General features: G+C 61.1%; 23 protein-coding genes. 17 read left to right on the forward strand and 6 right to left on the reverse strand.

All coding sequences use genetic code 11. The annotated features are described in order from the left end of the window. Window positions 1–27 precede the first annotated feature (27 nt). From ACMZPQ_RS04295 to ACMZPQ_RS04305, 3 genes are all read right to left on the reverse strand, one after another. Window positions 28–2,634, reverse strand: a complete 2,607-nt coding sequence (locus ACMZPQ_RS04295; protein ID WP_414486243.1) for an AAA family ATPase — start codon at window positions 2,632–2,634, stop codon at window positions 28–30. Between the two features lie 135 nt (window positions 2,635–2,769). Then, the gene (locus tag ACMZPQ_RS04300; protein ID WP_197570722.1) at window positions 2,770–3,081 is read right to left on the reverse strand and encodes a hypothetical protein; all 312 of its coding nucleotides are present in this window, start codon (window positions 3,079–3,081) and stop codon (window positions 2,770–2,772) included. Then, entirely contained in the window at window positions 3,075–3,461 is a 387-nt protein-coding gene (locus ACMZPQ_RS04305) for a helix-turn-helix domain-containing protein (RefSeq protein WP_024958708.1), read from the reverse strand. Before ACMZPQ_RS04305 ends, ACMZPQ_RS04300 begins: the two co-directional genes overlap by 7 nt. 106 nt (window positions 3,462–3,567) lie before the next feature. On the opposite strand from ACMZPQ_RS04305, the gene ACMZPQ_RS04310 reads away from it, so the two are divergent. The 4 genes from ACMZPQ_RS04310 to ACMZPQ_RS04325 all read left to right on the forward strand — a co-directional run bounded on the left by ACMZPQ_RS04310 (window position 3,568) and on the right by ACMZPQ_RS04325 (window position 7,412). Continuing rightward, the gene (locus ACMZPQ_RS04310; protein ID WP_114618596.1) at window positions 3,568–4,386 is read left to right on the forward strand and encodes a hypothetical protein; all 819 of its coding nucleotides are present in this window, start codon (window positions 3,568–3,570) and stop codon (window positions 4,384–4,386) included. A 1-nt stretch (window position 4,387) separates the two neighbouring features. Next, window positions 4,388–4,771: a hypothetical protein gene (locus ACMZPQ_RS04315; protein WP_114618597.1), complete on the forward strand. Its 384-nt coding sequence runs from the start codon at window positions 4,388–4,390 to the stop codon at window positions 4,769–4,771. 74 nt (window positions 4,772–4,845) lie between these two features. Then, a complete protein-coding gene (locus ACMZPQ_RS04320; RefSeq protein WP_235645986.1) occupies window positions 4,846–5,340 on the forward strand; it encodes a hypothetical protein in 495 nt (164 codons plus the stop codon). Window positions 5,341–5,459: 119 nt separating this feature from the next. Continuing rightward, the gene (locus ACMZPQ_RS04325; protein ID WP_197570723.1) at window positions 5,460–7,412 is read left to right on the forward strand and encodes an ATP-binding protein; all 1,953 of its coding nucleotides are present in this window, start codon (window positions 5,460–5,462) and stop codon (window positions 7,410–7,412) included. 39 nt (window positions 7,413–7,451) lie between these two features. On the opposite strand, the gene ACMZPQ_RS04330 is transcribed toward ACMZPQ_RS04325, so the two are convergent. Continuing rightward, window positions 7,452–9,368, reverse strand: a complete 1,917-nt coding sequence (locus ACMZPQ_RS04330; RefSeq protein ID WP_197570724.1) for a type 4 pilus major pilin — start codon at window positions 9,366–9,368, stop codon at window positions 7,452–7,454. Between the two features lie 133 nt (window positions 9,369–9,501). Between ACMZPQ_RS04330 and ACMZPQ_RS04335 the strand changes: the two genes are divergently transcribed. From ACMZPQ_RS04335 to ACMZPQ_RS04375, 9 genes are all read left to right on the forward strand, one after another. Beyond that, window positions 9,502–9,729, forward strand: coding sequence for a hypothetical protein (locus ACMZPQ_RS04335; RefSeq protein ID WP_143568540.1), 228 nt, complete (start codon window positions 9,502–9,504; stop codon window positions 9,727–9,729). Further along, the gene (locus tag ACMZPQ_RS04340) at window positions 9,726–9,971 is read left to right on the forward strand and encodes a hypothetical protein (protein WP_024957703.1); all 246 of its coding nucleotides are present in this window, start codon (window positions 9,726–9,728) and stop codon (window positions 9,969–9,971) included. The genes ACMZPQ_RS04335 and ACMZPQ_RS04340 overlap by 4 nt, the downstream gene beginning before the upstream one ends. Further along, window positions 9,968–10,441, forward strand: a complete 474-nt coding sequence (locus tag ACMZPQ_RS04345) for a hypothetical protein (protein ID WP_024957702.1) — start codon at window positions 9,968–9,970, stop codon at window positions 10,439–10,441. The genes ACMZPQ_RS04340 and ACMZPQ_RS04345 overlap by 4 nt, the downstream gene beginning before the upstream one ends. A gap of 196 nt (window positions 10,442–10,637) precedes the next feature. After that, a complete protein-coding gene (locus tag ACMZPQ_RS04350; protein ID WP_024957701.1) occupies window positions 10,638–11,225 on the forward strand; it encodes a ParA family protein in 588 nt (195 codons plus the stop codon). Window positions 11,226–11,236: 11 nt separating this feature from the next. Further along, the gene (locus tag ACMZPQ_RS04355; protein WP_024957700.1) at window positions 11,237–11,791 is read left to right on the forward strand and encodes a hypothetical protein; all 555 of its coding nucleotides are present in this window, start codon (window positions 11,237–11,239) and stop codon (window positions 11,789–11,791) included. A 322-nt stretch (window positions 11,792–12,113) separates the two neighbouring features. Beyond that, on the forward strand, window positions 12,114–12,338 hold the full coding sequence (locus ACMZPQ_RS04360; protein ID WP_024957699.1) for a hypothetical protein: 225 nt from the start codon (window positions 12,114–12,116) through the stop codon (window positions 12,336–12,338). Window positions 12,339–12,675: 337 nt separating this feature from the next. Beyond that, a complete protein-coding gene (locus ACMZPQ_RS04365) occupies window positions 12,676–12,894 on the forward strand; it encodes a hypothetical protein (protein WP_024957698.1) in 219 nt (72 codons plus the stop codon). Next, window positions 12,881–13,096, forward strand: a complete 216-nt coding sequence (locus tag ACMZPQ_RS04370; protein ID WP_024957697.1) for a hypothetical protein — start codon at window positions 12,881–12,883, stop codon at window positions 13,094–13,096. The genes ACMZPQ_RS04365 and ACMZPQ_RS04370 overlap by 14 nt, the downstream gene beginning before the upstream one ends. After that, entirely contained in the window at window positions 13,086–13,445 is a 360-nt protein-coding gene (locus ACMZPQ_RS04375; RefSeq protein WP_024957696.1) for a hypothetical protein, read from the forward strand. Before ACMZPQ_RS04370 ends, ACMZPQ_RS04375 begins: the two co-directional genes overlap by 11 nt. Window positions 13,446–13,478: 33 nt before the next feature. Here the strand turns inward: ACMZPQ_RS04375 and ACMZPQ_RS04380 are convergent, their stop codons facing one another. Continuing rightward, a complete protein-coding gene (locus ACMZPQ_RS04380) occupies window positions 13,479–15,032 on the reverse strand; it encodes an ATP-dependent nuclease (RefSeq protein ID WP_024957695.1) in 1,554 nt (517 codons plus the stop codon). 88 nt (window positions 15,033–15,120) lie between these two features. Further along, window positions 15,121–16,158, reverse strand: coding sequence for a hypothetical protein (locus tag ACMZPQ_RS04385; RefSeq protein WP_024957694.1), 1,038 nt, complete (start codon window positions 16,156–16,158; stop codon window positions 15,121–15,123). A gap of 1,085 nt (window positions 16,159–17,243) precedes the next feature. On the opposite strand from ACMZPQ_RS04385, the gene ACMZPQ_RS04390 reads away from it, so the two are divergent. The 4 genes from ACMZPQ_RS04390 to ACMZPQ_RS04405 all read left to right on the forward strand — a co-directional run bounded on the left by ACMZPQ_RS04390 (window position 17,244) and on the right by ACMZPQ_RS04405 (window position 20,031). After that, window positions 17,244–17,576, forward strand: a complete 333-nt coding sequence (locus ACMZPQ_RS04390) for a hypothetical protein (protein ID WP_130519073.1) — start codon at window positions 17,244–17,246, stop codon at window positions 17,574–17,576. A gap of 34 nt (window positions 17,577–17,610) precedes the next feature. Further along, complete coding sequence (locus tag ACMZPQ_RS04395; RefSeq protein WP_099470577.1) at window positions 17,611–18,279, forward strand: hypothetical protein; 669 nt, start codon at window positions 17,611–17,613, stop codon at window positions 18,277–18,279. Window positions 18,280–18,467: 188 nt separating this feature from the next. Further along, window positions 18,468–19,472: a hypothetical protein gene (locus ACMZPQ_RS04400; RefSeq protein WP_495495824.1), complete on the forward strand. Its 1,005-nt coding sequence runs from the start codon at window positions 18,468–18,470 to the stop codon at window positions 19,470–19,472. Between the two features lie 64 nt (window positions 19,473–19,536). Continuing rightward, window positions 19,537–20,031 carry a hypothetical protein gene (locus ACMZPQ_RS04405; RefSeq protein WP_414486260.1) on the forward strand — a complete coding sequence of 165 codons (495 nt, stop codon included), beginning with the start codon at window positions 19,537–19,539 and terminating at the stop codon, window positions 20,029–20,031.

Genomic DNA, 20,031 nt, shown 5'->3' on the forward strand with positions numbered 1-20,031 from the left:
TGAGCCCGCAGTAAAGGGTGGCCCGGCCTACGCCTTGGGTTTCGCCGCCGCTTCCGCTCGCTTACTGAACTTCTTGCACCATTCGAGCATGTCTTGCACGTCCTTAAGGAGCTCGTCCGGCTCTGGAAGCCACGTTGGTGTATCAATGGATTGAGAGTGCTCAAACGCAGAATACTTGGTCATCATGCCGTCGATCAGTGCGCAGTCTGTCGGAGTGATTGCGCTGAGCCGCTGTAGCTTGTTGCGCGTGTTGATCTCGCGCTGATAGCGGTTGATGATGCCCGAACAAAGTTCGTCCTCTACGGAGCGCTCAACCAAGATTCGGAAGTTGCTGCAGGCGGTCTTCAGGGCAAGTTCTTTTAGCGGCGGATCAAGCTTCTTAAGCTGTCCGATGCTGCTGATCATTTGGTTCAAGCCGGATTGTGGCTTCAGAGAGAACGTATTGATCTGTGCCGGCATGCCGGTCCTGCTTCCATCGCGGGCGATCGATTCAACCGCGACCTTGACCGTAGACTGATCGAGGTTGGCCCGCTGCTTGGCGGCGCTCTGAAGGAGGACCATCAGCGACAACCGGTGTGTGAACACGATTACCTGGCGACGCTCGGCCAGATCTACCAGGCGTTTGGCGACCGCCTCCTCAAAGCGCTGATCCAGGGAGGAGATGGGGTCGTCGAAGATCACCGGCATGCCCCGTTCAAGCCCTGTCGCGTCGGCCAGGAAGGCCGCCAACGCCACGATGCGTTGCTCGCCCTCGCTCAGGATTTCCCGATTCTTCTGGGCGCCTTGCGCGTCCTTCAGCTCAACGTAAAACGTGAACGCCCCTTTGCCTTGGGATCGATACGACATGCGGACGGGCAGCGAATGGCCCCCCAACGCCTTCAACTCGGCATTGAAGCGGTCGCAATAGCCCTTGGCCAACTCCGACTCGCCAATGTCATTGCTTTTCGTCGTCAACTGGCTGGTTGAGGTAGACCGAACAGCAGCCTCCACCGTTCCCACGCGTTTGAGGCGGATCACGTCGGCCCATACCGCATCGCGCTGCTCCGATAGCCACTGTTGTGCTTTCAGCTCTGCTAGGCGGGCTTCTTTCTCTTTCCGCCCCGTCGGGTCCAGCAAGCCCGCCAGCGCGTCGCGATCAGCGGTGGTTGTCTTGACCTTCTGATCGTAGGCGTTGGTCCATGTAGACCACTGCACTGCCGGAGCCGCCGTGGCCTCGGCCATGGCTTTCAACCTCGCATGGATGGCCTCAAGCAGCTCAGTGGCTTGGGGGGCTTCCAAGCCAATAGCAGCGCACTGGGCCTGCCAGGCGACATCGGTGAGAGGACTGGGCAACGCTTTCTTCAGCGCCGTCAGCGCGTCTTCCGCGCTCTTGGCTTCTGTCTGCAGGGTGTCGTTGAGATAGCTCTCGAAGCTGGCCAAGCGGGCCTTGCCGTCGTCTCCCAACGGTTGCTGGCAGAGGACACAACGGGATTCGTCCCCAACGTGGGGGAAAGGGTGGTCACGGTAGGCAAGACCTGTCGAATACGCCTTTGCAGCGTCCCAAAGGGTTCGCCACACGGCGTCTCCGATGCCCTTGAGCGGCAACCCGTTGAGGAATGCCGTGGCATAGGCGGTGGCGGCCTGGCGCTTGACCTCTGCATTGCTGCGGGCATCCAAGAGGGCTTGGGCCTTCTCGTCGTTCAAGCTCTCCTTCAATGCCGAGATGCTCGCGGCCATTTGCGACAAGCGTTCCAGCTCTCCGACGGCCTTGGCGTGGGCCACTTCAGGGTTCGCCTGGGCCAGCGCGGTCTCCAGTGCCAAACGCTCATCGTTCAGTGCAGCGGGGAAGGCGCAACGCTGGTTGATCTCCTCTTCGGTCAGTTTCGCCGTCAACTTCCGGAGGACCGTTGCAGCGCTGCTCTGCGCGTGGTCTTCCGGGATGATGGGCAGTTTGCTGGTGAGCTTGGCGGCGCGGGCCTTCAATCGGGTGGCGAGATCGTCTGAGATGTGGATGAGCATCCCGACGAACCGCATAGCTCGGGGAAGATGGGTGGCGGTGGTGGCGCTGTCTCCGAACTCCAGCGCTGTGGCTGAGTCGAAGACCGGCACCGCTTTCAATGTCGCGTGGGGGCCGTCGGATGCTTGCCAAGTGAGATCAGCAGACGATGTCGTGCCGTCGGATCGGGTCGCCGTGACTTTGATCAAGGCAGAGGCAGCATCGGGATTCTGCTTGAACACGTTGCCGTGGATAGATCCCTTGGCCCGCGCGCCACAAACGTGCTTCATCAAACGGGCGTAGCCCGATTTCCCGGCCCCGTTGGGTCCGTAGACCACGGTCATCTGGCCTTGGCTGAGGTCCAATGCCGCGTCCTCGCCAAGGGCATTGACGCCGCAGATGGAGGAGACCGAGTCGATGCGAAGCTCAGCGGCGGTGGGTGTCCCCAAGATGGTTCCCGGTGCCAACGCCGGGTGGGGAGCATCCAGCTTCTTGGCTGCCTCGGCCAGGCAGTGATCCGCCAGCGCCTCCATCTCCTCTTCGTTCGGCATGCGGCGGTGCTGGATCACCGTGGAAGCGGCCATGCGCAGCCAGCTTGGGCGGCCATTCAACCACTCTTCCAGAGTCGTAGGCGCAGCGGCCCCATTCTTGTTCGCCATCGGTCACTTCCCCTGTGAATGGCCAGAGCCAGGAAGGCTCCGTTCCCCTTCCGCAATAGTGACGCGGGTCACATTTGGAGGCAAGTCGGTGATGGTCGTAGGGGATGGGGAAATGGTTTTCCCGAACGGTAGGGATCAGGCCTCTGAGGGGGCATCGATCTGGGCGGCAGCCAGGGCGGCCGCCAGATCACGGTTCAGTGCTCGCGCTTCTGCCCGCAGTTCGCTCCAGTTCGGTGTCCCGACCGGGCCTTGGCCACGGACCGACGCGAGCCAAGCATGGGATCGCAGCCTGGTCGCCTCCGCGGCTGGCGTCGAGGGCCTGAGGGCGTCCAACGCTGCCAACTGGATTTCCAGAAGGTTGATGTCCATCAGCGCCTGCAACTGCTCCGGTGCCATCGGGCTTGGCGCATCCCGCTGCAGCCACCAGCGTCGAAGTCGTTTCAGCATGTCTTCTCTTCCCTGAGATCGTTGTCGCTACTCGGGAGGATGGCCACGCCACGGCTCTGGGCGTAATCCCTCACCTTCGTCAGCAGCTCTCGCTGCTGTTCGGGTTCAAGCCGCGACATCACCAGCAACGTCTCTGCCACTAGATCATTTGTGGCATGGAAATAGGCGACCGGCATGCCAAGTGCTTGGGCCAGCTTTTCCATCGTTGCAGGATCCGGCACGCGATCTCCTCTCTCGTAACGAGAAACCCTGGGAGCGGCGGAGTTTTCCTCGTCCAACCCAAGCACGGCCCCCAACTGTGCTTGCGTCAGGCCCTTGGCCAGCCGGGCCTCGCGCAAGCGGCGGCCAAACGTGTGAGCTGGGGCGAGAGGGGCAGGCATGGGCGATCACGAACCGGGAACAATCCCCAAGTCTGCCGCTTCCCATGCTGCACCGCATTTGCCAAAATGGCAAATAAGGCCATGGTGGCCGGGATCAGGGGGATGCATGAAGCAAGCGATTGCAGCCGTGGCCGTGTGCCTGGCGTTGGCCAGCGGGACGGCCACCGCCCAGGACGGCATTTTGGGAAGGATTGGCAAGGGGTTGATGCAGGCGGGCAAGGACGCCGCCTCGGCCCCGGCGACCAAGCGTTACCTGGAGCCGGCAGGCACTTACTGGGACGACGGCGACCCTCCAGTGCTCGACGGCTACACCCGGATCCGGTGGGGCTTGGCGGCCACCGCGTCGGCCGGTTTCGGCATGTGCGAAGACAACCTCTTTGCCCAGGCCAAGGCCGGCGCTGCCCTGGCACCGGCGATGCGAACCCACTGCATTGGCTCATGGGGGCACCAGTTCAAACGCGTAGGCCTGCAGGGCGATCCGGCCTCTGCGTTTGAGGCCAAGGCGCGGCAGATCGCCTCTACCGATGCGTTCTACCTGCGGCCCTACATCGACGTGGAGATCGACCCCAAGACCAACATTCTCCACGCCTACGTGCTGGTCATGAACCACGACTGGTATCCCCGCTCGCCTGACTTTCTTCCGACGGCCGTTATCGGCCCTTCGCCGTTGGGCAAGGGCAGTGCGGTGGTCGGGGTCGAGCATGGCGGGCGCTACCACGCCGCGTTGCGATTGAAGCCGGAAGACGCGGCCGAGCTGCGACGGGTGGGGCGCGACGCCACGGGAGACCGAATCTTTTTCAAGGTCGTGGAGGGCAGGTTGAAGCCCAACGGCCTGCCCGACATCGTTCTCCAAATCGACCGCCTCGAGATCGGCTACAAGAACCAGATCATCGGCATCACCCCTTCCAAAGACAAGGACGCATGACATGAAGCACGCACTGATCGTGGCCGCAGCAGCGGCACTTTTGACCCTGACCGCCTGCTCTGGCGACAAGGGCCCCTCAAAGGAGGATGGGGTGAAGGTCGTGGAAGGCTTTTTCACCGAGCAGGGGAGGCAGGCAACCCTCCAGCGCTCTTGGCGGTTTGAAGTGACCGACGCGGGCGGCTTGGATCTCGACTGCGAGAAGAAGCCGAATGGGGATCAAGAGTGCTTGATCGGCGGGTCGGTAAAGGCCCTGGGTTACATCGGCGGCCAGCCCACCAAGGATGAGCCGAGCACCCTCAAGCCGAAGCTGCGTGCAGTGTTCCGCCCGCAAGGCGAGGGCTGGCAGCCGGTCGAGGTGAAGGACGAAGGGACGTCCGCGGGCTAAACGGGCGGCAGTCCACCGCTTGACTGCACGCCGGTCTCGATCAAGCGTGCAGCCATCCAACAGGGGAGGACCATATGAACCGCTATCCGCCGCAGCAAGTTGTGTATGCGCCGCCGGGCCCATCCGCGCTGATCCTCCCTAGCGTCATCTTGGGCCCGTTGGGCCTGGTTGGGCTGGCGGCCGGCCTGGAGGTGATGAAGCGCGACTTCTTCATCGGCGTGGTCTGTTGTGTGCCCGGTGCGCTCGTCTTCGCGTTTTTGGCATTTTGCCTGGCGCTCCATCTCCGGGCTCAGCGGCTCTGGGACTGGCACGTCCGAACGGGGCGGATGCCGTATTTTCGGAAGCACGGCTTCCTGAAAGGGGCGCTGCTCGGGGGCGGATTGGGCGTGGTGACGGTGGTGGCGGCCGCCGTTCTGGGGTTCAAGTATGCAGAGCATCCCGTGTATGGAGAGGTGGCCACGATGGCGTTCTACGGCGCGTGGCTGTATGGCGTGTTCCTGATCGGCGTGCTGGCCGTCGTGTTGGGGTGGGTCAAGCGCGCGTGGGATAGAACCGCACTCCCCAGCTAACACGCGCCCGCTGGCGTCGCGGCAGGTGAGATGGGTAGGGCTTAGCTTTTTTGCCAAAGTCGGCAGAAGGCGGCATAGTCTTGCAACCATTACCAATCAAGCATTTAGCGGACATCCCCATGGCTAAGAAGGGCAAAGCAGCCAACGAAGCTCTCTTTGAAGAAGACTACGTGCTGCGGTCACTCGGGCGGATTGGCTATGACCCAGATGTAGCGCTAACCGAGTTGGTGGCCAACACATGGGATGCGGGAGCGGCTAAGGTTGCCGTGATCATCCCGGAGGAAACAGGTGGCTTGCTGTCGGTGGAAGATGATGGCCATGGAATGACCGAGGATCAGTTTCGCAAGCGCTGGATGACCTTGGGATACAACCGGCATCGAAGCCAAGGGGCGAACGTCCAGTTTCCGTCGGGGCGTCGCGATTGGGTGCGCATGGCCTTCGGGCGCAACGGCATTGGTCGCCATGGCCTTCTGTGCTTCTCTGATTATTACACGGTCGAAACTTGGACGAACGGCGTTCTCTCAACCTTCGTGATCGGCACTCGAAATCAGCCGTCCCCGTTCTACATCCAGAGCCATGAAACAGGCACCCGTTCCGGCCATGGCACCCGGTTGTTGGTAGAGGTTGAACGCCACCGCCCGGATCCAGATCGGATCAGAACGGTCTTGTCGGGACGTTTCCTACACGATCCGCAGTTCATCGTTTCGGTGAACGGCCAGTCCGTCCCTCTGTCTGAGCATGAGGGCCTTCTAGAAGAGCGCAAGATTCAGGTTGAACCAGGCTTTGGCGTCACCGCGTATGTGGTGGACACAACGCGCACGGCCAAATCCACGCGTTACCAAGGCGTGGCATTCTGGGTGAGCAATCGGTTGGTGGGGCTGCCGAGTTGGACCGTTGGGCCAATGGCCGTTCTGGATGGGCGGGTGCGCTTTGCGAAGCGCTATGCCATCGTGATCGAGTGTGGGGCAGAGTGGCTGTCCGAAGTCGAACCAGACTGGTCGAAGTTCAAGAATACCGAGCGCACCGATCGCCTTTTCGAAGCGGCCAACGGGTATGCGCAGGAAATGGTCGAAAAGTTATCGGCCCACTTGATTGAAGAAAACTCAGAGGACGCACTCTACAAGAATCGAGAGGATCTGCGCACGCTGCCTAGGCGTTCCATGCTTGAAGTGGCGCAGTTCACGAAGGCGGTGGTGCATGACCAACCAGGCATACCGCCTGAAACGCTCAACAAGGTCGTCAAGGCAGTCATAAAGATTCAAAAGGCACGAAGCGGTTCAAGCTTCCTCGACAAACTGATGCAGCTGGGTGAGCACGACATCGACGGGCTCGACAGGTTGCTGGGGCAGTGGACGGTGGAGGATGCACTTACCGTTCTGGACGAGATCGACAGTCGGTTGTCCATCATTGCGGCCATGGAGAAGCTCAGCGGCGACCCGGAGGCTGACGAGCTGCACACCCTCCACCCGCTCGTGACGCAGGCGCGTTGGCTGTTTGGTCCTGAGTTCGATAGCTCGGAGTATGCGTCGAACAATACCCTGCGCACCGTCGCCACCAGCTTGTTCAAAGTCAGAAAGGGTGGACAGGCGTTTGCCAATGCAGCGAAACGCCCTGACATTGTCGTCCTATCCGATGCGACACTCTCTGTTGTTGGGACGGAGACTTTCGATACTGCCAGGGATCAGCTGGTGATGATGCGCGATGTCCTACTCATTGAGCTAAAGAAAGGGCGCTCTGAAATCGGTCGCAAAGAGATGAATCAAGCGGCTGAGTATGTCGATGAGCTTGTCTCCAGCGGAGGCATCGAAGGGGTTCCCTTCTTCCATGCCTTCGTGGTCGGTCATTCGGTCGCATCCAATATCTCGACCGTCACTAACCGGGAATACAACGGAGCCCAGCGTGGACGCGTCACGGCGACCACTTACAACCAGCTCGCATTGACGGCGAATCGGCGCCTTCATGGGCTCAAAGCAAGAATACCCTCCCGTTATGAGGAGGTCTCTGGTTACGAGCTTGTCCAGAAGGTCATGGGGACGCCCAGCCAAGCATCGTTCGTGCCCCCAGCTGAGTAGTGCACTGTTCCGTGCGTGTCCGACGATTGCCTCTGGCCGCTAGCTCACAGGTCCCCTGCACGTCAGCGTCAGCGACTGGTAATCCACCCGCACGGGGTTGTAGAACTGGCGATACCAGTTGAAAGCGATGGTCTGGCCCACGTTGTGCTCGTTGCACGCCGGCAGGCCTTGCTGGGTGCCAAAACCGCCGTTGGGCGTGCATCCAGGCTGGCCCGTGCAGGTGGTGTAGGGCGTCGAAGCCACCACCGAGGACTCAGGCCACTCCCAGCGATAGGGGTTGTTGCTCTTGCCGACCAGATCGGACGCGCAGGCCTGGCGGCACACGGCCAAAGAGGTGCCGCCGCTGGTCCAGTTGTAGTCGCAGTAGTGCATGCCCATGTTGGAGACGCACTCAAAATCGTAGGAGTAGGCATAACGGATGTTCCCAGCGTCCGAAAGCGCGTTGCATTGCTCTTCATAGAAAGCCGACTCGCTCACGTTGGCGGGCCAGTTGCCGGGCATCGGTGCAGGCGTCTCGACCCGGTGGATGGGCACGTGGTTGATGGCCCAGTCGAGCTTTGCTTTCTCCGCTGCTGTCAGGCGCACCACGGCGTCGGGATACCAGTAAGAAATGCCACTCGAACCCGAGGGCGGCGGCACGTCCTGCCCATCGGCCGAGTGCCACGCCACAACCTGCAAGCTCCCATCGCTGCAGCGAGCGGCCGTGGGCTTGCACGTGTTGACCTCGTAGCGACGAGCCCCGGTATCCACCCAGTGGGACCAGCCGCCGTAAGTGGGCCCGGGCAGGGTCGTGGTGCCAAACGGACAGTGGGTGAACACGTCCCGCGATCTGACCTGCTGCCGCTCCCAGGTATGCGTGCCGGTTTGGCCTGACGGGCAGGCTTGCGAAGTGGGCAGCCATTGATCCCGTTCCTCTTGGGCGGCTCCAGGGCAGGCCTGGCAATCCCTCGCCGTCACGGCCACCACGCTCTGGGATTGAACCCAGGCCTCGGGATGCTCCCATGCAGCGTCTGAGTTTGGATACACGTCGCCGGGAGCGCAGACCTGGCGCGTGCGCACCGTCTCTGTGCCCCACGTGCCCGCCGGACAGCTCGCCCGGGCCGCCGAGCTTTCCGATTGCCGGCACGGCACCAAGGCCGGCGGAGCCGGGGTGGGGACCGGCGTTGGGAGCGGCTGAGGCACCGGAACGCTGGGCGCAACAGGAAGCGGTGGAAGAGCCGGGAAAGGAGCAACTGCAGGGCTTGGCGACACGTTCCCAGGAACGCCCGGCACCGCATCGCTCACGCTGGGCGCACCAGTGACGGGCCCCGCCGGGGTCGGCGTTGAAGGGCCAGGGACGGCGGGCGTGGAGGGCAGGGGAAGCGTGGGCACCACGGCGACCGACGACCCAGCCACCATGCCCGAGTAATAGACGATCTCGACCACGGCCCCATCGACCCCGCACGCCAATCCTAAGCCGGGGACGTCCAGGCTCCCTCGGTTGCTCAGCAAAACACTGGTGTTGCCCACGATCACGTCCCGCACGTTCGCGTCGCCTGCGATGGCGGAGACGAACGGCACGCAGGCCCGCGCAGGAAGCCCAGACAGCCCCACGGTGAAGGCATCTCCTGCCAGGCGCACCGTGGCCGGGGACACGGTCACTGCGCCGCCCCACGCGTTGCTCATAGTCGCTGCGCTGCCTTGGCGGAAGTCTGTGGGGGCCAGCCCATCTTCAAGCACGTTCAACGTGCTGACGCCGCGGAACGAGCCAATGACGCCATGGGACCGATCAACGCGGCTGGCCAGGTCCCGAACGTTCTCGACGTCCGACGCCACGTTGACCCGAGTGGTGACGCGGGGGTAGACCCAAAACGCGGCGGCGCCCACTGCGGTGGCAACCCCCAATGCGAGCAGCAACTCGACCAGGCCAAAGCCTGGGGCGGGAGAACGACGGCGAGGGCGGGCTTGCGGTGTCATGCATTTCAGCATGCGACACAACCGCGTTTTGACAAGCCCCGACGGCAGTTCTTGATTTTAGTCAAAAATCCTTCAAATCAATGGGTTGACATCGGTTGGCGATGTGGTTGGATCGTGGTGTAGGAGCGGTTTAATGGGTAAACCGACCTACCCACAAAAAGAGAGTGAAGACATGAAGATTCATCCCGTCGAGCCTGCCAGCACTGACCTGGCGCATTTCCAACTCCACACGGCCGCGCGGTTCCTGGACGGCACCAATGGCTTCAATCAGCTGGCCGACAAGCACCGCAGGATCCAGCGCTTGGCCACCCGCGCCCGCCATGAGCGGCGTTGGAAGAAGGAAGAGGAGCGCTTCGCATGAGCCTCTTGAACATGGCCCTGCTGTTTGTCGGTCTCCTGGGCACCGCGGTGTTCTACCGGGACCTGGTCGCCAACCCCATCTCCGCCGGGCGCGCCCTGGTGCGCCTCTATCGCGTGTCAGCTCCTGTTCGACTGGGCAGCAAGGCCCAGGAAGCATCCCGGCAGTGGTGGAGCATCGTGCTGGTGCCGTTCTACGCGTTGGTGGCCCTGGTGCTCATCGGGGTTCTGGGAGGTGGGCAATGAGTGCCGGGACTGAAAGCCTCATCAGGGCCATCCAAACCAACGACCCGCTGGCCTTCTATGGGTGGCTCCACACACTCAAGGGGACGCCCGACCTGGACGCTGGCGTGGCCGGCGATCCTGGTATCACCGCGTTGGCCGTCGCCTCCCTCATGTATTCCAAGGCCATCCAGTCGGACCCGGTCCTGGCGACGCGTTATGCGGCGATGATTGAGGTGCTTATGGACGCCGGGGCCAATCCGCTGGTTCAGATCGGGGAGCGGTTCGTGGTGCGACGGGGGCACAACGGGAAGCTGGAGCGGCGACGGGTGGACCAAGGCCGAACGCTGGCGGAGGTCTGCGGGGGCGTTCTTTGCCCGGCGATGCAGGCATGGTTTGGACGCCAACGGGCAGGCAAATGGTCCAATACCGCGCTTCATCGCCCTCATCCCGCCTACGCCCACCTCCGTCGCAACCACAAAGCCATGGCCTGACGCCCAGGCCGGCGGCTGCTCGCCGCCGAAAAGCGGGGTGGAAACCACGGTAGGGTGGGCCACGGCTCCCGCCGGGCCCCGGGGAGCTGAACCTAAGACGTCTGCACCGCTGAAACCCCCTAGCTGCATGGCTCTTGCGGGAATAGGTTTGCATCGTAGTGTGTTGCACGACCTACCCATAAAAGGATCCCATCTGATGCGTCTCGTTGTCTGCTGCTTCAAGGGGGGCGTGGGGCGCACCACGCTTTCGCTCAACCTCGCCGCCGCGTTTGCCGGCCAATCCCGTGTGCTCGTCAACGACCGTGACCCTCAATGTGGTTCGGTCGCTTGGTCTGCGATGAGCGACGGGGAGACCCCGTTTACCGTGAGCCGTGCCTCATCCTCAGGCTTCGACCTGGAGATTCAAGACCTGCCGCCCAGCGCCCCAGTGAAAGACCAGCTGCCGGACGCGGACCTCTATCTAGTTCCCACGTTGCTCGATGGTGGATCGTTTGTGGTCTATTTGCGGACGATTGAAACCCTGCGACGACAGGGCAAGCCCTTCCTGCCGGTCGCCAACCGAGTCAACCTCAAGCGGGCGGAGCACCGCCGCCGGCTGGAAGATCCCAGCCTGGCAGGCGCCATCGTCATTCCCGAACGCGCAGCACTGGCCAGCTATTACGAACTGGGGGAAACCGTGTTCTCCATGCGAGGAGCTGGGGTGGACAAGGCCCGAGAAGACATTTTGCGGGTAGGTCAGGCTATCCAAAAAAGATTGGCCAACCCGGGCCGGTGGCAGGCATGATGGAGCTCCCAATGCTGCCCCTGCCGGACCTCATGGCTGCCAAGAAGACCCCCGCCAAGAACGCCGTTGCCAAAGCCCGCAAAGACCTGTCCAAAGCCGCGAAAGTGGTCCACGCCAAGCCGCAACGCACGTATGCGCCGCTCATTGATCTGGACCAGTTTTCCGAGGAGCAGCTGGCAGAGCTGATGGTGGCTGCAGGGGACGCGCCTGGGCGCAAGACCTATTTCGACTACAGCGAAGAGCAGCCCTTTATCCGGTCGGGGAAGAAGGTGTATCTCGAAGTGGGGCGTGGTAGCCAGATGTTTGACTATCGAGACGCCCAGGGCGTCAGGACCGAGAGAACGATGGTGACCGTGCCGCCCAAGCTCCGCGATCAGCTCCAGGATTTGACGGGAGAAGAGAGCCCGGTGATCACCACTGCGATCATCGCCTTGGCGTCCTGGGCCTGCCAGGAACTAAAAAGGAGCAAGCGGCGCTTGGTGGTGGCGACGGCGACCGACGACCTGGATCCGGTGCGGAAACAGGTCCGGAAGGCGATTGTGGGGCGGGCGAGGAAACAACGGTAGCCCTGGGTTGGTAGTGAACGACAGGCGGCCATGGGCCGCCTTTTTTATGGCTGGCGGCGGGTGGAAAGAGCAACGGCAAAAGCGGCTCAAAGCAAAAGCGGCATGGGGAAAAGGCGGGTGGGGCCTCGGCTTCCGCCGAGCCCGGTGCTTGGCTGGAAGTGTGAGGCGTTTCAGGGTTTTCGTGTCTTTTGCGGTTGCCCGTCACTTCTGCACTTTAGTCAAATAAATGTGTTGTTTTCGGGTTTACATTTTTACGCTCTGTCGTAGCCTGGATTTGTAGGGAGGCAATACCGCTGACCTGAAAACCAAACAAGGATTCATCATGAAAACCCCTCGCCGCCAAACCCTCGAAAACCGCGCCGCCCGTTTGGGGCTGCGACTCTCAGAAGCTGGGCTCCACGTCAAAATGGAAGCCGCCAACAACTGCGAAGCCATGCTGCGGTGGGAGCTTTCGGACGGGAAATACCAAGACAGTCTTTGCGGGTATGCCACCCTGGCCGAGGTTTCCGAGGCGTTGGATCACAAGGAAATCATGGCAGAGCTATGAGCAGGTTCTACGCCATCCCTGGGGTGGTAGTGAAAGACAGGCGGCCATCGGCCGCCTTTTTTATGGCTGGCGGCGGGTGGAAAGAGCGACGGCAAAAGCGGCTAGAGCAAAAGCGTGTTGGGGAAAGGCGGGTGGGGCCTCGGCTTCCGCCGGGCCCGGTGCTTGGCTGGAAACGTGAGGCGTTTCAGGGTTTTTGTGTTTTCTGCGGTTGCCCGTCAGTTCTACACTTTAGTCAAATAAATGTGTTGTTTTTGAGTTTACATTTTCAGGGCCTGTCGTAACCTGGATTTATAGGAAAGCAATACCGCTGACCGAAAAAGCCAAAAAGGTAACCGCCATGCAAAAAAACACTTTCACCATCGAAGCTGACTACTCCACCAACAGCTGGAGCAGCAACTGGGAGCCCATCGACAACGCGGAATACTCGACACTCGCCGAAGCCGAAGCCGGCATGGAAGATCTGGAGCAGAAACTGGGCTGGCGCAACATGCGCATCGTGGATGAAACGCGTTTTGTTTGGGCCTACGGACAGGAGGGCGAGGATGAAGATGCCTAAGCTCTATGCCATCCAATCCAAGCAACCGGCCCCGCGCCGGTTGTCTGGACCGAAGAAAGAGCTGATCTACGTCGATGCATCCAACGTTCTGATTGAAAGCGATGCGCATGTCCTAGATATGCGAGAGCTTCTCAAGCTCCACAAAGAAGATTTAAAAAAGAGGAGCAATAGCGTTTTGCAGGAGATCGCTCGTGGTTCGTAACCCCTACGCCATCCGACCCAAGCAGCCGGCCCCGCGCCGGCTGCCCACGGTTCGCATTGCCCCGGCCAAGGCGGCCGCATTCCGGGCTCTCGCTCGCCAGCAGGGGCTCACGGCCAGCAGTGCATTGGCTGCCCTGGTGGCCACCCATGCCGACATCCGGCAGCCGTTCGGGCCCCGAGTCCGTGCCAAGCATGGGCCGGATGGGAAGCGTTACGGCGCGATTTTGCCGGACCCGAAGGTGTCTGAAGAGGTGGCCCAGGGCCTGGTGCGGGATGCCCGAACGGCGGGGATCTCGCTGGGCGAGGCGATGCGGCAACTTGTAGATCGGTGTTTGGAGCAGAGCTGGTGAAGAATGCTGCAAGGCCATCGCAGCCGTTTTTGCTTACTCCGCAGAGGGGGAGGGTATTACTGCTGGCAAGGGCTTGGTATCTGATTCGATAACACTGGCTTGCCTAAGCTCCAGCCATTCCCGTAGTTCCGACACATAGAGTTGCCAATGCGGCGACCTTGAAGCGACATCAACTATGCGCGATAGGCCGGCAGCCCTGTTGATGTTAAGTGTGCTAATAATCAGCTCGATGAAGGAGTGCGTATCATCGACTGCTTCTATACCTTGTGCGAGTTCAATGATCTCAGTTCCTTCAATGTCATCTTGTGGTGGCAGACTACGGATCATCCAATGCAGCTGCGTCTCCGGCGCCGCAGCTGCATCATTCGCCGGGATAAGTTTTCTGATGCCTTCGAGGCAACGCTCACGGCGCTCCGACGCGCTGGTTTCGGTTCCAGTTAGAACCGCGTTGACACGTTCCCGTCGCTGGTGTTCGCTTGCATAAACATCACCGTCCAGCAAGAACAGCTGAGATTCGACGCTGTGTGCTCCGGACAGCATCAATCCAGCAGCGAGGGTGAAGCAGTTTGTCGCCGCGCCATAGGATGTTATGTTTGCATAGCGCTTCATTCCCAGCGAAAAAAGCTCGTGTTCCACGATTGTCAAGGTCATTTCGTCTTCGACAAAAACCTCAAGCGGCCGATCCCGTTCCCCGGTCAGTCGGTGGAGTGCCTCAGGCTTCGTATTTGAGAAGCAATACGTCTTGTTCTGATTTTTGACCGTGTGTAGGTGTTTGATGCTGGCAATCTTCGTGAGGTCAAGAATCGCCTCTCTGTGGGTTGTGAAGATTATCTGGAGCGATTTTTCTTTAGCTCGATCATGTAGGAGCTGCATCAAGCGAGTCAACGCGGCGGTGTGTAGTAGGAGGTCAACCTCATCAATCAGGATGAGTGAATACTTCGGCGCTTTGAAGACGACGGATAGGATTTCCAGAACTCTCTGCTCGCCCGCTCCCATGGCAAGCGCAGAATACCTGTTGCCATCGAGTGCAAGGCCATTGTATTTTCGTCCGGCATGCGCCTTGTGAACATTGAGCTCGGTATAGGCACGGTTGAACACTACACCCATTTTTGCTTTTATGAGCGTGGCGTCAGCGTGCACCTCTGTTTGATAGTTGATGGCTGAGTTATAGGTCTCTTCCTCAATGCGAGGAACGCAGGACTTTATTCCGATGAAGTAAACGTCGCGCTCCGGGCGCCTCGAATAGCGAGGGGACCACCTGTCCGCCTTCTTTCTGTATTCGGTGCTGATGTCTTTATGCTCAGTCAAGCCGTCTCTAAATGAATGATGCATGATCAGCGAGCTGCCTGCCCACGTTGAATCGGATGTGGGAGTGAAGAACTCCCGAAACTGCCAGCTCTTGCCGTCCGATCCTTCGGGTGGCCTATAACAGCAAGCGAGCGCGTGCAATACCGTTGACTTGCCGCAACCATTCGGCCCGAGGATTGCAGTGAGCGGTTTCTCGTCGAATCGAATCTCATCCAAAGCCAAGATTCCCTTGAGCTTCGTGATGTTCAAGCCATGAATCACTTGCTGACTGATTGCCATTTCGTAGTCCCTTGACGATTCCTTTGTCGGGGCACTCAATCGATGCCCACCGTGCCGCTTCTGAGGCAATGATAGCGAGAGAGCGGCTTTAGTTCTTTAGCTTCACCCAGTCCACGCCCAGCTGCCTCACCTCATCGCTCCACGCCCGGTATTCGTCCAGCGGCATCGGGGCCTCCAAGCCGCGTCTGACACGCTCCAGGTATTTGCTCTTTCGGGCCATCGCCTCGCGATACAGCAGCTCCGCCTCCTCCACCCGGTCAGCACGGCGGGCGGCCCGCAGCTGGGCCAGCCGGCGAACGGAATCCGGGTTGGTGGACAGCACGCGGGGAGCATGAGGCAGCGCCTGGCTGCTGGTCATCGGAACCCGCTTGTGGTTGCTGACCGGGTCCATGACTCGGTGTCGCCAGCATTCCCGCCAGTCATCTGCATTGAGCGGCCCATCGCTTGGCACATCCAACGGCACGACGATCCCATGGGCCTCGATGAGCGCCCACACGGCCCGCAGGAACGCGTCCACCGGAAGCCGTAGAAGGGTCACCTGGCCCTCTGCCACCACCTCGCCCCCGTCCCTCATTCGTAACGCCAGCAGGGCCTCGCTCAGTGCCAAGGCATCGCCTGACCGCGTGCTCCAGCCCACCAGGCCAACGCGCTCCCCATCCACCTCACCCGACCAGGCGTAGACGCGGAAGCGGGGCTTGTCGAAACGGGCGGACAGGTTTGCCAGCAGCCGCTCACGCTTCGAGTGGCGGCTCAACGGGGTGAAGTGGTTCTCTGCATACAGCAACGCAGAGCGCCGACGTTCCAGCAGCAGCGCCACGCGGTCAGGGGTCGCCGACGCTTGCCACTCTTTCCAGCACACGATATCTCGCAGGCCCTTGGCAGCAACGCAGGGACGGCAGGCAGGCACCCAGTTCTCCACGACACTGACGGGGCCGCCCAGTTGCGCGGGCACCAGTGGCGTAGCCGTCCACGACTTGGGAGAGGCCAGGTCGAGCGGAGCGGAGCAGAAGGCGCAGGCGTTGCCGAACTCGGCCAAAACAGCCTTGCGTTGCCACCCGTTGGCCTTGCCTTCCAGCGGGGCATCGGCTTGAGCAATGGCATCCAAGAAGGGGGTCAGCTCAAACACGGAACACCCCCCAGCCGTTCAACGCAGGCCCAGCAACCGGATCGCAGAACAGGGGCAGTGGGGCGTTGCAGGAGTTTGAAAAAGATTTGACTAAAACGCTTTGCCGAGCCTGTCGAACCTCCCCAGCGACCGCCGATCCAAAACCCAGAGCCCGCTTGCCCGAAACATTTCCAGACCAGCACTGGCCCCCCAACCGCTGATCGAATACCGGGGGGCAGTGAACTTCAACCGAGGCCACTCGCTTGACTAAAACGGATGGGGTCAACGCTTTCCAGGCACCCGAACCAAAACCAATAGCCCCTGCAGTCGTCCTCCAGAACCCCCGAGCAAAGTTGACTAAAACAGATGGAGGCAGGGCTTTCAGAACACCCGAGCAGCGTGACTGAACCCAACCACTCACGCGATCCCATGCTGGCCTCCGCTTGACTAAAACGAACTGGGACAGGGCTGGGGCGTGGGGGAAACGGCGGTCCCCGATTTCTGAGACAGGGGGTGCGGCGTCGGTGGAGAGGTGGGGAGCTGGATGGGTGGGGAGGCAGGCTACGGGGGCTGGCGAAAACTTTTTTGAGCGGCTGGGCGTGGCGGGAGTGAGGGGCATAGGGGGCTCCGGTTGGGTTGAGGATTGGGGCTTTCCTAAACTTCTACCGGGGAAAAGCGGAAGGGCAAGAGCGGGGGAGCAAAAACTTGGGGAGGACTGCGAGGGAAGAGGTTGGCTGCCCATTCACCGTTCAAGGTTTTCCGAAGGGTGAAGGGAGTAGGCCATACACAAGTCGCACTGAAGTGTTTTTCCGGCTTGGCTAGAAACGCTGCGCCTTTCCACCCGCCCAGGCCTTGCTGCGCCTTGTTTTCAGTCTTGGCTAACAACTTGGCCAACCGTTCGGCTGAAAAATGGCCGGAACCCCAGAAAAACAGAAGAAAAACGGCTTAGCCCACTTGCGCTTCTTAAATCCTTTGCTAATCCATGGGTGTGGATTTTCATTGCAGGGGGTTAAGTGGGTCGTCCGTCGCTTCTAACCAAATCTTTCAGCATCGCTCCCGATGAGTTGGAGAGCGCGCGGTATTGCGCGAAAGAACAAGGCGTTTCCTTGAACAAGTATTTGCGCCTGGCGGTCCTGGAGAAAAACCGGGGCGTGGTTCAGGGGCTTGAAGCGTCCGATGCGTTGGGCGACATCCGAGCCACGGTCCGCGAATCCGAAACGCGGAATGCCCTTGCCCTAGAAAGCGCGCTGGCGGACTTGCGAGCAGAGCAGAGCGCGGCACTCCAGGCCAATGAAGAACTGGTGGTGAAAACCCTTCAAGCGTTTTCCCAGTTCCTGGCGCAGCAAGAACCCGACGCCGAAACCCTCTCCAAGCAACCGGCTGCCGAACCCAGTCGAGCTTCTGCTGCTACCTCGGCGTTCCTGCCTCCAAAACTCTAACCCTTTCCCCACTACCTCATAAGGAGGCATACCCATGAAGCGTTTCATCCTCACTCTCACCATCGCCGCGTTGCTGGCTCCGGGGCTTTCGTTTGCCCAGGACAGCACCCGGCCCGAACCCCAAAAGACCAACAAGCTGCGCCTGTTCAAGGCCGGCGGGATTGGCTGCGCTGCCGGTGCAGGCATCGCCCTGCTGACCGGCAAGAAAGACAAGGCCCTGACGGTGTGCGCTGCTGGGGCGATTGTCGGAGGCATTGCGTCCTATCAAGCCCAGCTCAAGGAGTTCCGCGAACTGGAAGCCGAAGCCAAGGCAGCTGGCCTGGATGCTCAGGTGCATACCAAGACCGTCGAAACCAAGGACGGCCAGGCCGAAGCCCTGGACAAGCTGGTCATCCGTTACCCGGCCGCTGACATGCAACCGGTGAGCGCCAAGACCGCTGCCACGCTGGACAAGCTGGCCGCGTTGCTGAAGGCCAGCAAAGAAAAGCTGACTGTCAGCTTCAGCGGTGCGGACACCGCCGTGTGCCAGGTGCCGGTCGTTGAGCTGGCAAAGCGCGGTGCGCTTCAGAACGCCACGGTCGATGACCAGTGCGGCCTGGACGATTACTCCGTGGGCAACCGGCGCGGGGCCGCTTGCTTTGATGACCAGTGCGGCCGGGGCGATTACGCCATCACGGTCTCGCCGATCCCCGACGTTCGCTAAGCCAACCGAGAGCTGGGGGGCGAGAGCCCCCTGGCGCAAATCTTTTTCAAGCGCCTGGGAGGAACCATGACACCCGAAGACTCATCAAACAACGCAAGCAGCGCGAGCTGCTCGCCAAAGCAGCACAAGCCAAGACCACCGCGCCCACGGACGCGGAGAAGCTCGTCAGCGATGCGACGAAAGAAAACTTGAAAACCGCAGGCCGACTGGCTGCAAGTTTTGGCAAAGCCTTGGCAGACAAAACCAAGCAAGCGGCCTCGGTCGCCGCTGAGAAGGGGCGAGAGGCGCAAGAAGCGTTGGCTCGGCGTGCGGAAGAGGCCAAAGCGCGCAAGGAAGCCGAAGCCGCAGAGAACGCGCGCCTGGAAGTCGAGCGCGCCCAGGCGTTGGCCGAGCAAGAAGCGACTGCCCAGCCCGAGCCGCGGGTGGTTGAGCCCGAGCCCGTTCAAACCGATTCCGCTCCCGAAGCGCCCGAGCCGGTTGTTGAGGAGGTGGTTCCCGAGCCGACAGCAGAACCAGAAGCAGGCCCCGCGCCTGTCATCAAAGAGCCGGTCAGCGCTCCTGCGCCTGCCGTCAGTGAAGCCGTGGACGCAACGCCTGCCGCTCCAGCACCTGTCGAGCTGGTGGTCCCGTCTGTTCCGGCCTCTGCTCCGAGCAAGCCGGCTCAAGCCCCGGTAGCGGCCCCCAAGGCGACGGCGACCCGGGCCCCGGTGAAACCGGAAGCCCCCAAGGCCAGCCCCGCCAAGCCGTCCGGTGAGGCGACTGCGAAGGACAGCAACAAGAAGGGTTGGCAACTTCTGGCTGGGTCGGGCGTGGCCGTCCTTGTGCTGGGTGGGGCGTTGGCGTGGTGGACCACTCACCGCTCCAGCGAAACCGTTCCGCTCCAAGACAAACCGGCTGCAGCAGTGACTGCCCCGGCCCCCGTCACCGTGCCAGTTGCTCCGGTTGTATCCGCGCCGCCCCAGGTCGAGGAGCCCGAGCCCGTGACTGCCCCGGTTGTGGAAGCCCCGGTGCAGGCAGAGCCACCTAAGGCCCAGACCCCGGCAACTGCCCCGGCGTCAAAGTCGGTGCCAGTTTCGAAACCGGCTGCAAAGCCCAAACCGGCCCCCAAGCCGGTTGCCAAACCCGAACCGAAAAACGATTGGCAGGACCAAGCCAACAGCGATATCGACGCGTGGGCAGAAAAGATCAGGTGAAGTGCTTGCGCTTATCGAAAGCCTTGCTAGAAAGAATGTGTATCCATGAAAGATGGGAGGAAAAATGTTTGGGTGGTTGTTTACGCAGTATCGAAAGCCCGGAAAGCTCCACTTCGGATCGAAGTGGCTCAACCTGCATGGGCGCTTCTTCATTGGTAACCCAGAAAGCTTTGGGCTCTCCGATTGCAGGGAAAACGTCCTGACCTCGTATTACTACCTGCGGGCGGACCGGAAGATGCCGGTGGCAAACGACGAGGACTTTGATGCCTGGAGGATGGACGCCCTGCGCGCCAGCCAGGTTCGGCACGCCAGCGAAAAACATGTGTCCAAAGCCGGCTTCCTTGTCACCTCCGCCGCGTGCGTGGCCCTTTGCTTTGGGGCATTGGTCGTCAACAAAGCGAAAGGGACACGCCCTTCGCCGGCGGCGATCCAACTTGCGCCCTCGTTGTCGTTGAACGAGTGCAAAAAGAAATGGACGAGCGGCACCATCATGCCTCAGGAAATCGTGGCGTGTCAGGCGCTATCTCAAACCAACAACAACAACAACGGGAGGCACTGA

This window comes from Stenotrophomonas maltophilia, assembly GCF_047497515.2.
In the GTDB taxonomy this organism is placed as follows: Bacteria; Pseudomonadota; Gammaproteobacteria; order Xanthomonadales; family Xanthomonadaceae; genus Stenotrophomonas.

Excerpts from the sequence above, each read along its gene's own strand:
- ACMZPQ_RS04320 (WP_235645986.1), top strand. The coding sequence starts at position 4,846 with ATGAACCGCTATCCGCCGCAGCAAGTTGTGTATGCGCCGCCGGGCCCA.
- ACMZPQ_RS04310 (WP_114618596.1), top strand. The coding sequence starts at position 3,568 with ATGAAGCAAGCGATTGCAGCCGTGGCCGTGTGCCTGGCGTTGGCCAGC.
- ACMZPQ_RS04350 (WP_024957701.1), top strand. The coding sequence starts at position 10,638 with ATGCGTCTCGTTGTCTGCTGCTTCAAGGGGGGCGTGGGGCGCACCACG.
- ACMZPQ_RS04335 (WP_143568540.1), top strand. The coding sequence starts at position 9,502 with ATGGGTAAACCGACCTACCCACAAAAAGAGAGTGAAGACATGAAGATT.
- ACMZPQ_RS04300 (WP_197570722.1), bottom strand. The coding sequence starts at position 3,081 with ATGCTGAAACGACTTCGACGCTGGTGGCTGCAGCGGGATGCGCCAAGC.
- ACMZPQ_RS04325 (WP_197570723.1), top strand. The coding sequence starts at position 5,460 with ATGGCTAAGAAGGGCAAAGCAGCCAACGAAGCTCTCTTTGAAGAAGAC.
- ACMZPQ_RS04360 (WP_024957699.1), top strand. The coding sequence starts at position 12,114 with ATGAAAACCCCTCGCCGCCAAACCCTCGAAAACCGCGCCGCCCGTTTG.
- ACMZPQ_RS04365 (WP_024957698.1), top strand. The coding sequence starts at position 12,676 with ATGCAAAAAAACACTTTCACCATCGAAGCTGACTACTCCACCAACAGC.
- ACMZPQ_RS04355 (WP_024957700.1), top strand. The coding sequence starts at position 11,237 with ATGCTGCCCCTGCCGGACCTCATGGCTGCCAAGAAGACCCCCGCCAAG.
- ACMZPQ_RS04345 (WP_024957702.1), top strand. The coding sequence starts at position 9,968 with ATGAGTGCCGGGACTGAAAGCCTCATCAGGGCCATCCAAACCAACGAC.
- ACMZPQ_RS04330 (WP_197570724.1), bottom strand. The coding sequence starts at position 9,368 with ATGACACCGCAAGCCCGCCCTCGCCGTCGTTCTCCCGCCCCAGGCTTT.
- ACMZPQ_RS04370 (WP_024957697.1), top strand. The coding sequence starts at position 12,881 with ATGAAGATGCCTAAGCTCTATGCCATCCAATCCAAGCAACCGGCCCCG.
- ACMZPQ_RS04315 (WP_114618597.1), top strand. The coding sequence starts at position 4,388 with ATGAAGCACGCACTGATCGTGGCCGCAGCAGCGGCACTTTTGACCCTG.
- ACMZPQ_RS04405 (WP_414486260.1), top strand. The coding sequence starts at position 19,537 with ATGTTTGGGTGGTTGTTTACGCAGTATCGAAAGCCCGGAAAGCTCCAC.
- ACMZPQ_RS04340 (WP_024957703.1), top strand. The coding sequence starts at position 9,726 with ATGAGCCTCTTGAACATGGCCCTGCTGTTTGTCGGTCTCCTGGGCACC.
- ACMZPQ_RS04295 (WP_414486243.1), bottom strand. The coding sequence starts at position 2,634 with ATGGCGAACAAGAATGGGGCCGCTGCGCCTACGACTCTGGAAGAGTGG.
- ACMZPQ_RS04395 (WP_099470577.1), top strand. The coding sequence starts at position 17,611 with ATGAAGCGTTTCATCCTCACTCTCACCATCGCCGCGTTGCTGGCTCCG.
- ACMZPQ_RS04305 (WP_024958708.1), bottom strand. The coding sequence starts at position 3,461 with ATGCCTGCCCCTCTCGCCCCAGCTCACACGTTTGGCCGCCGCTTGCGC.
- ACMZPQ_RS04380 (WP_024957695.1), bottom strand. The coding sequence starts at position 15,032 with ATGGCAATCAGTCAGCAAGTGATTCATGGCTTGAACATCACGAAGCTC.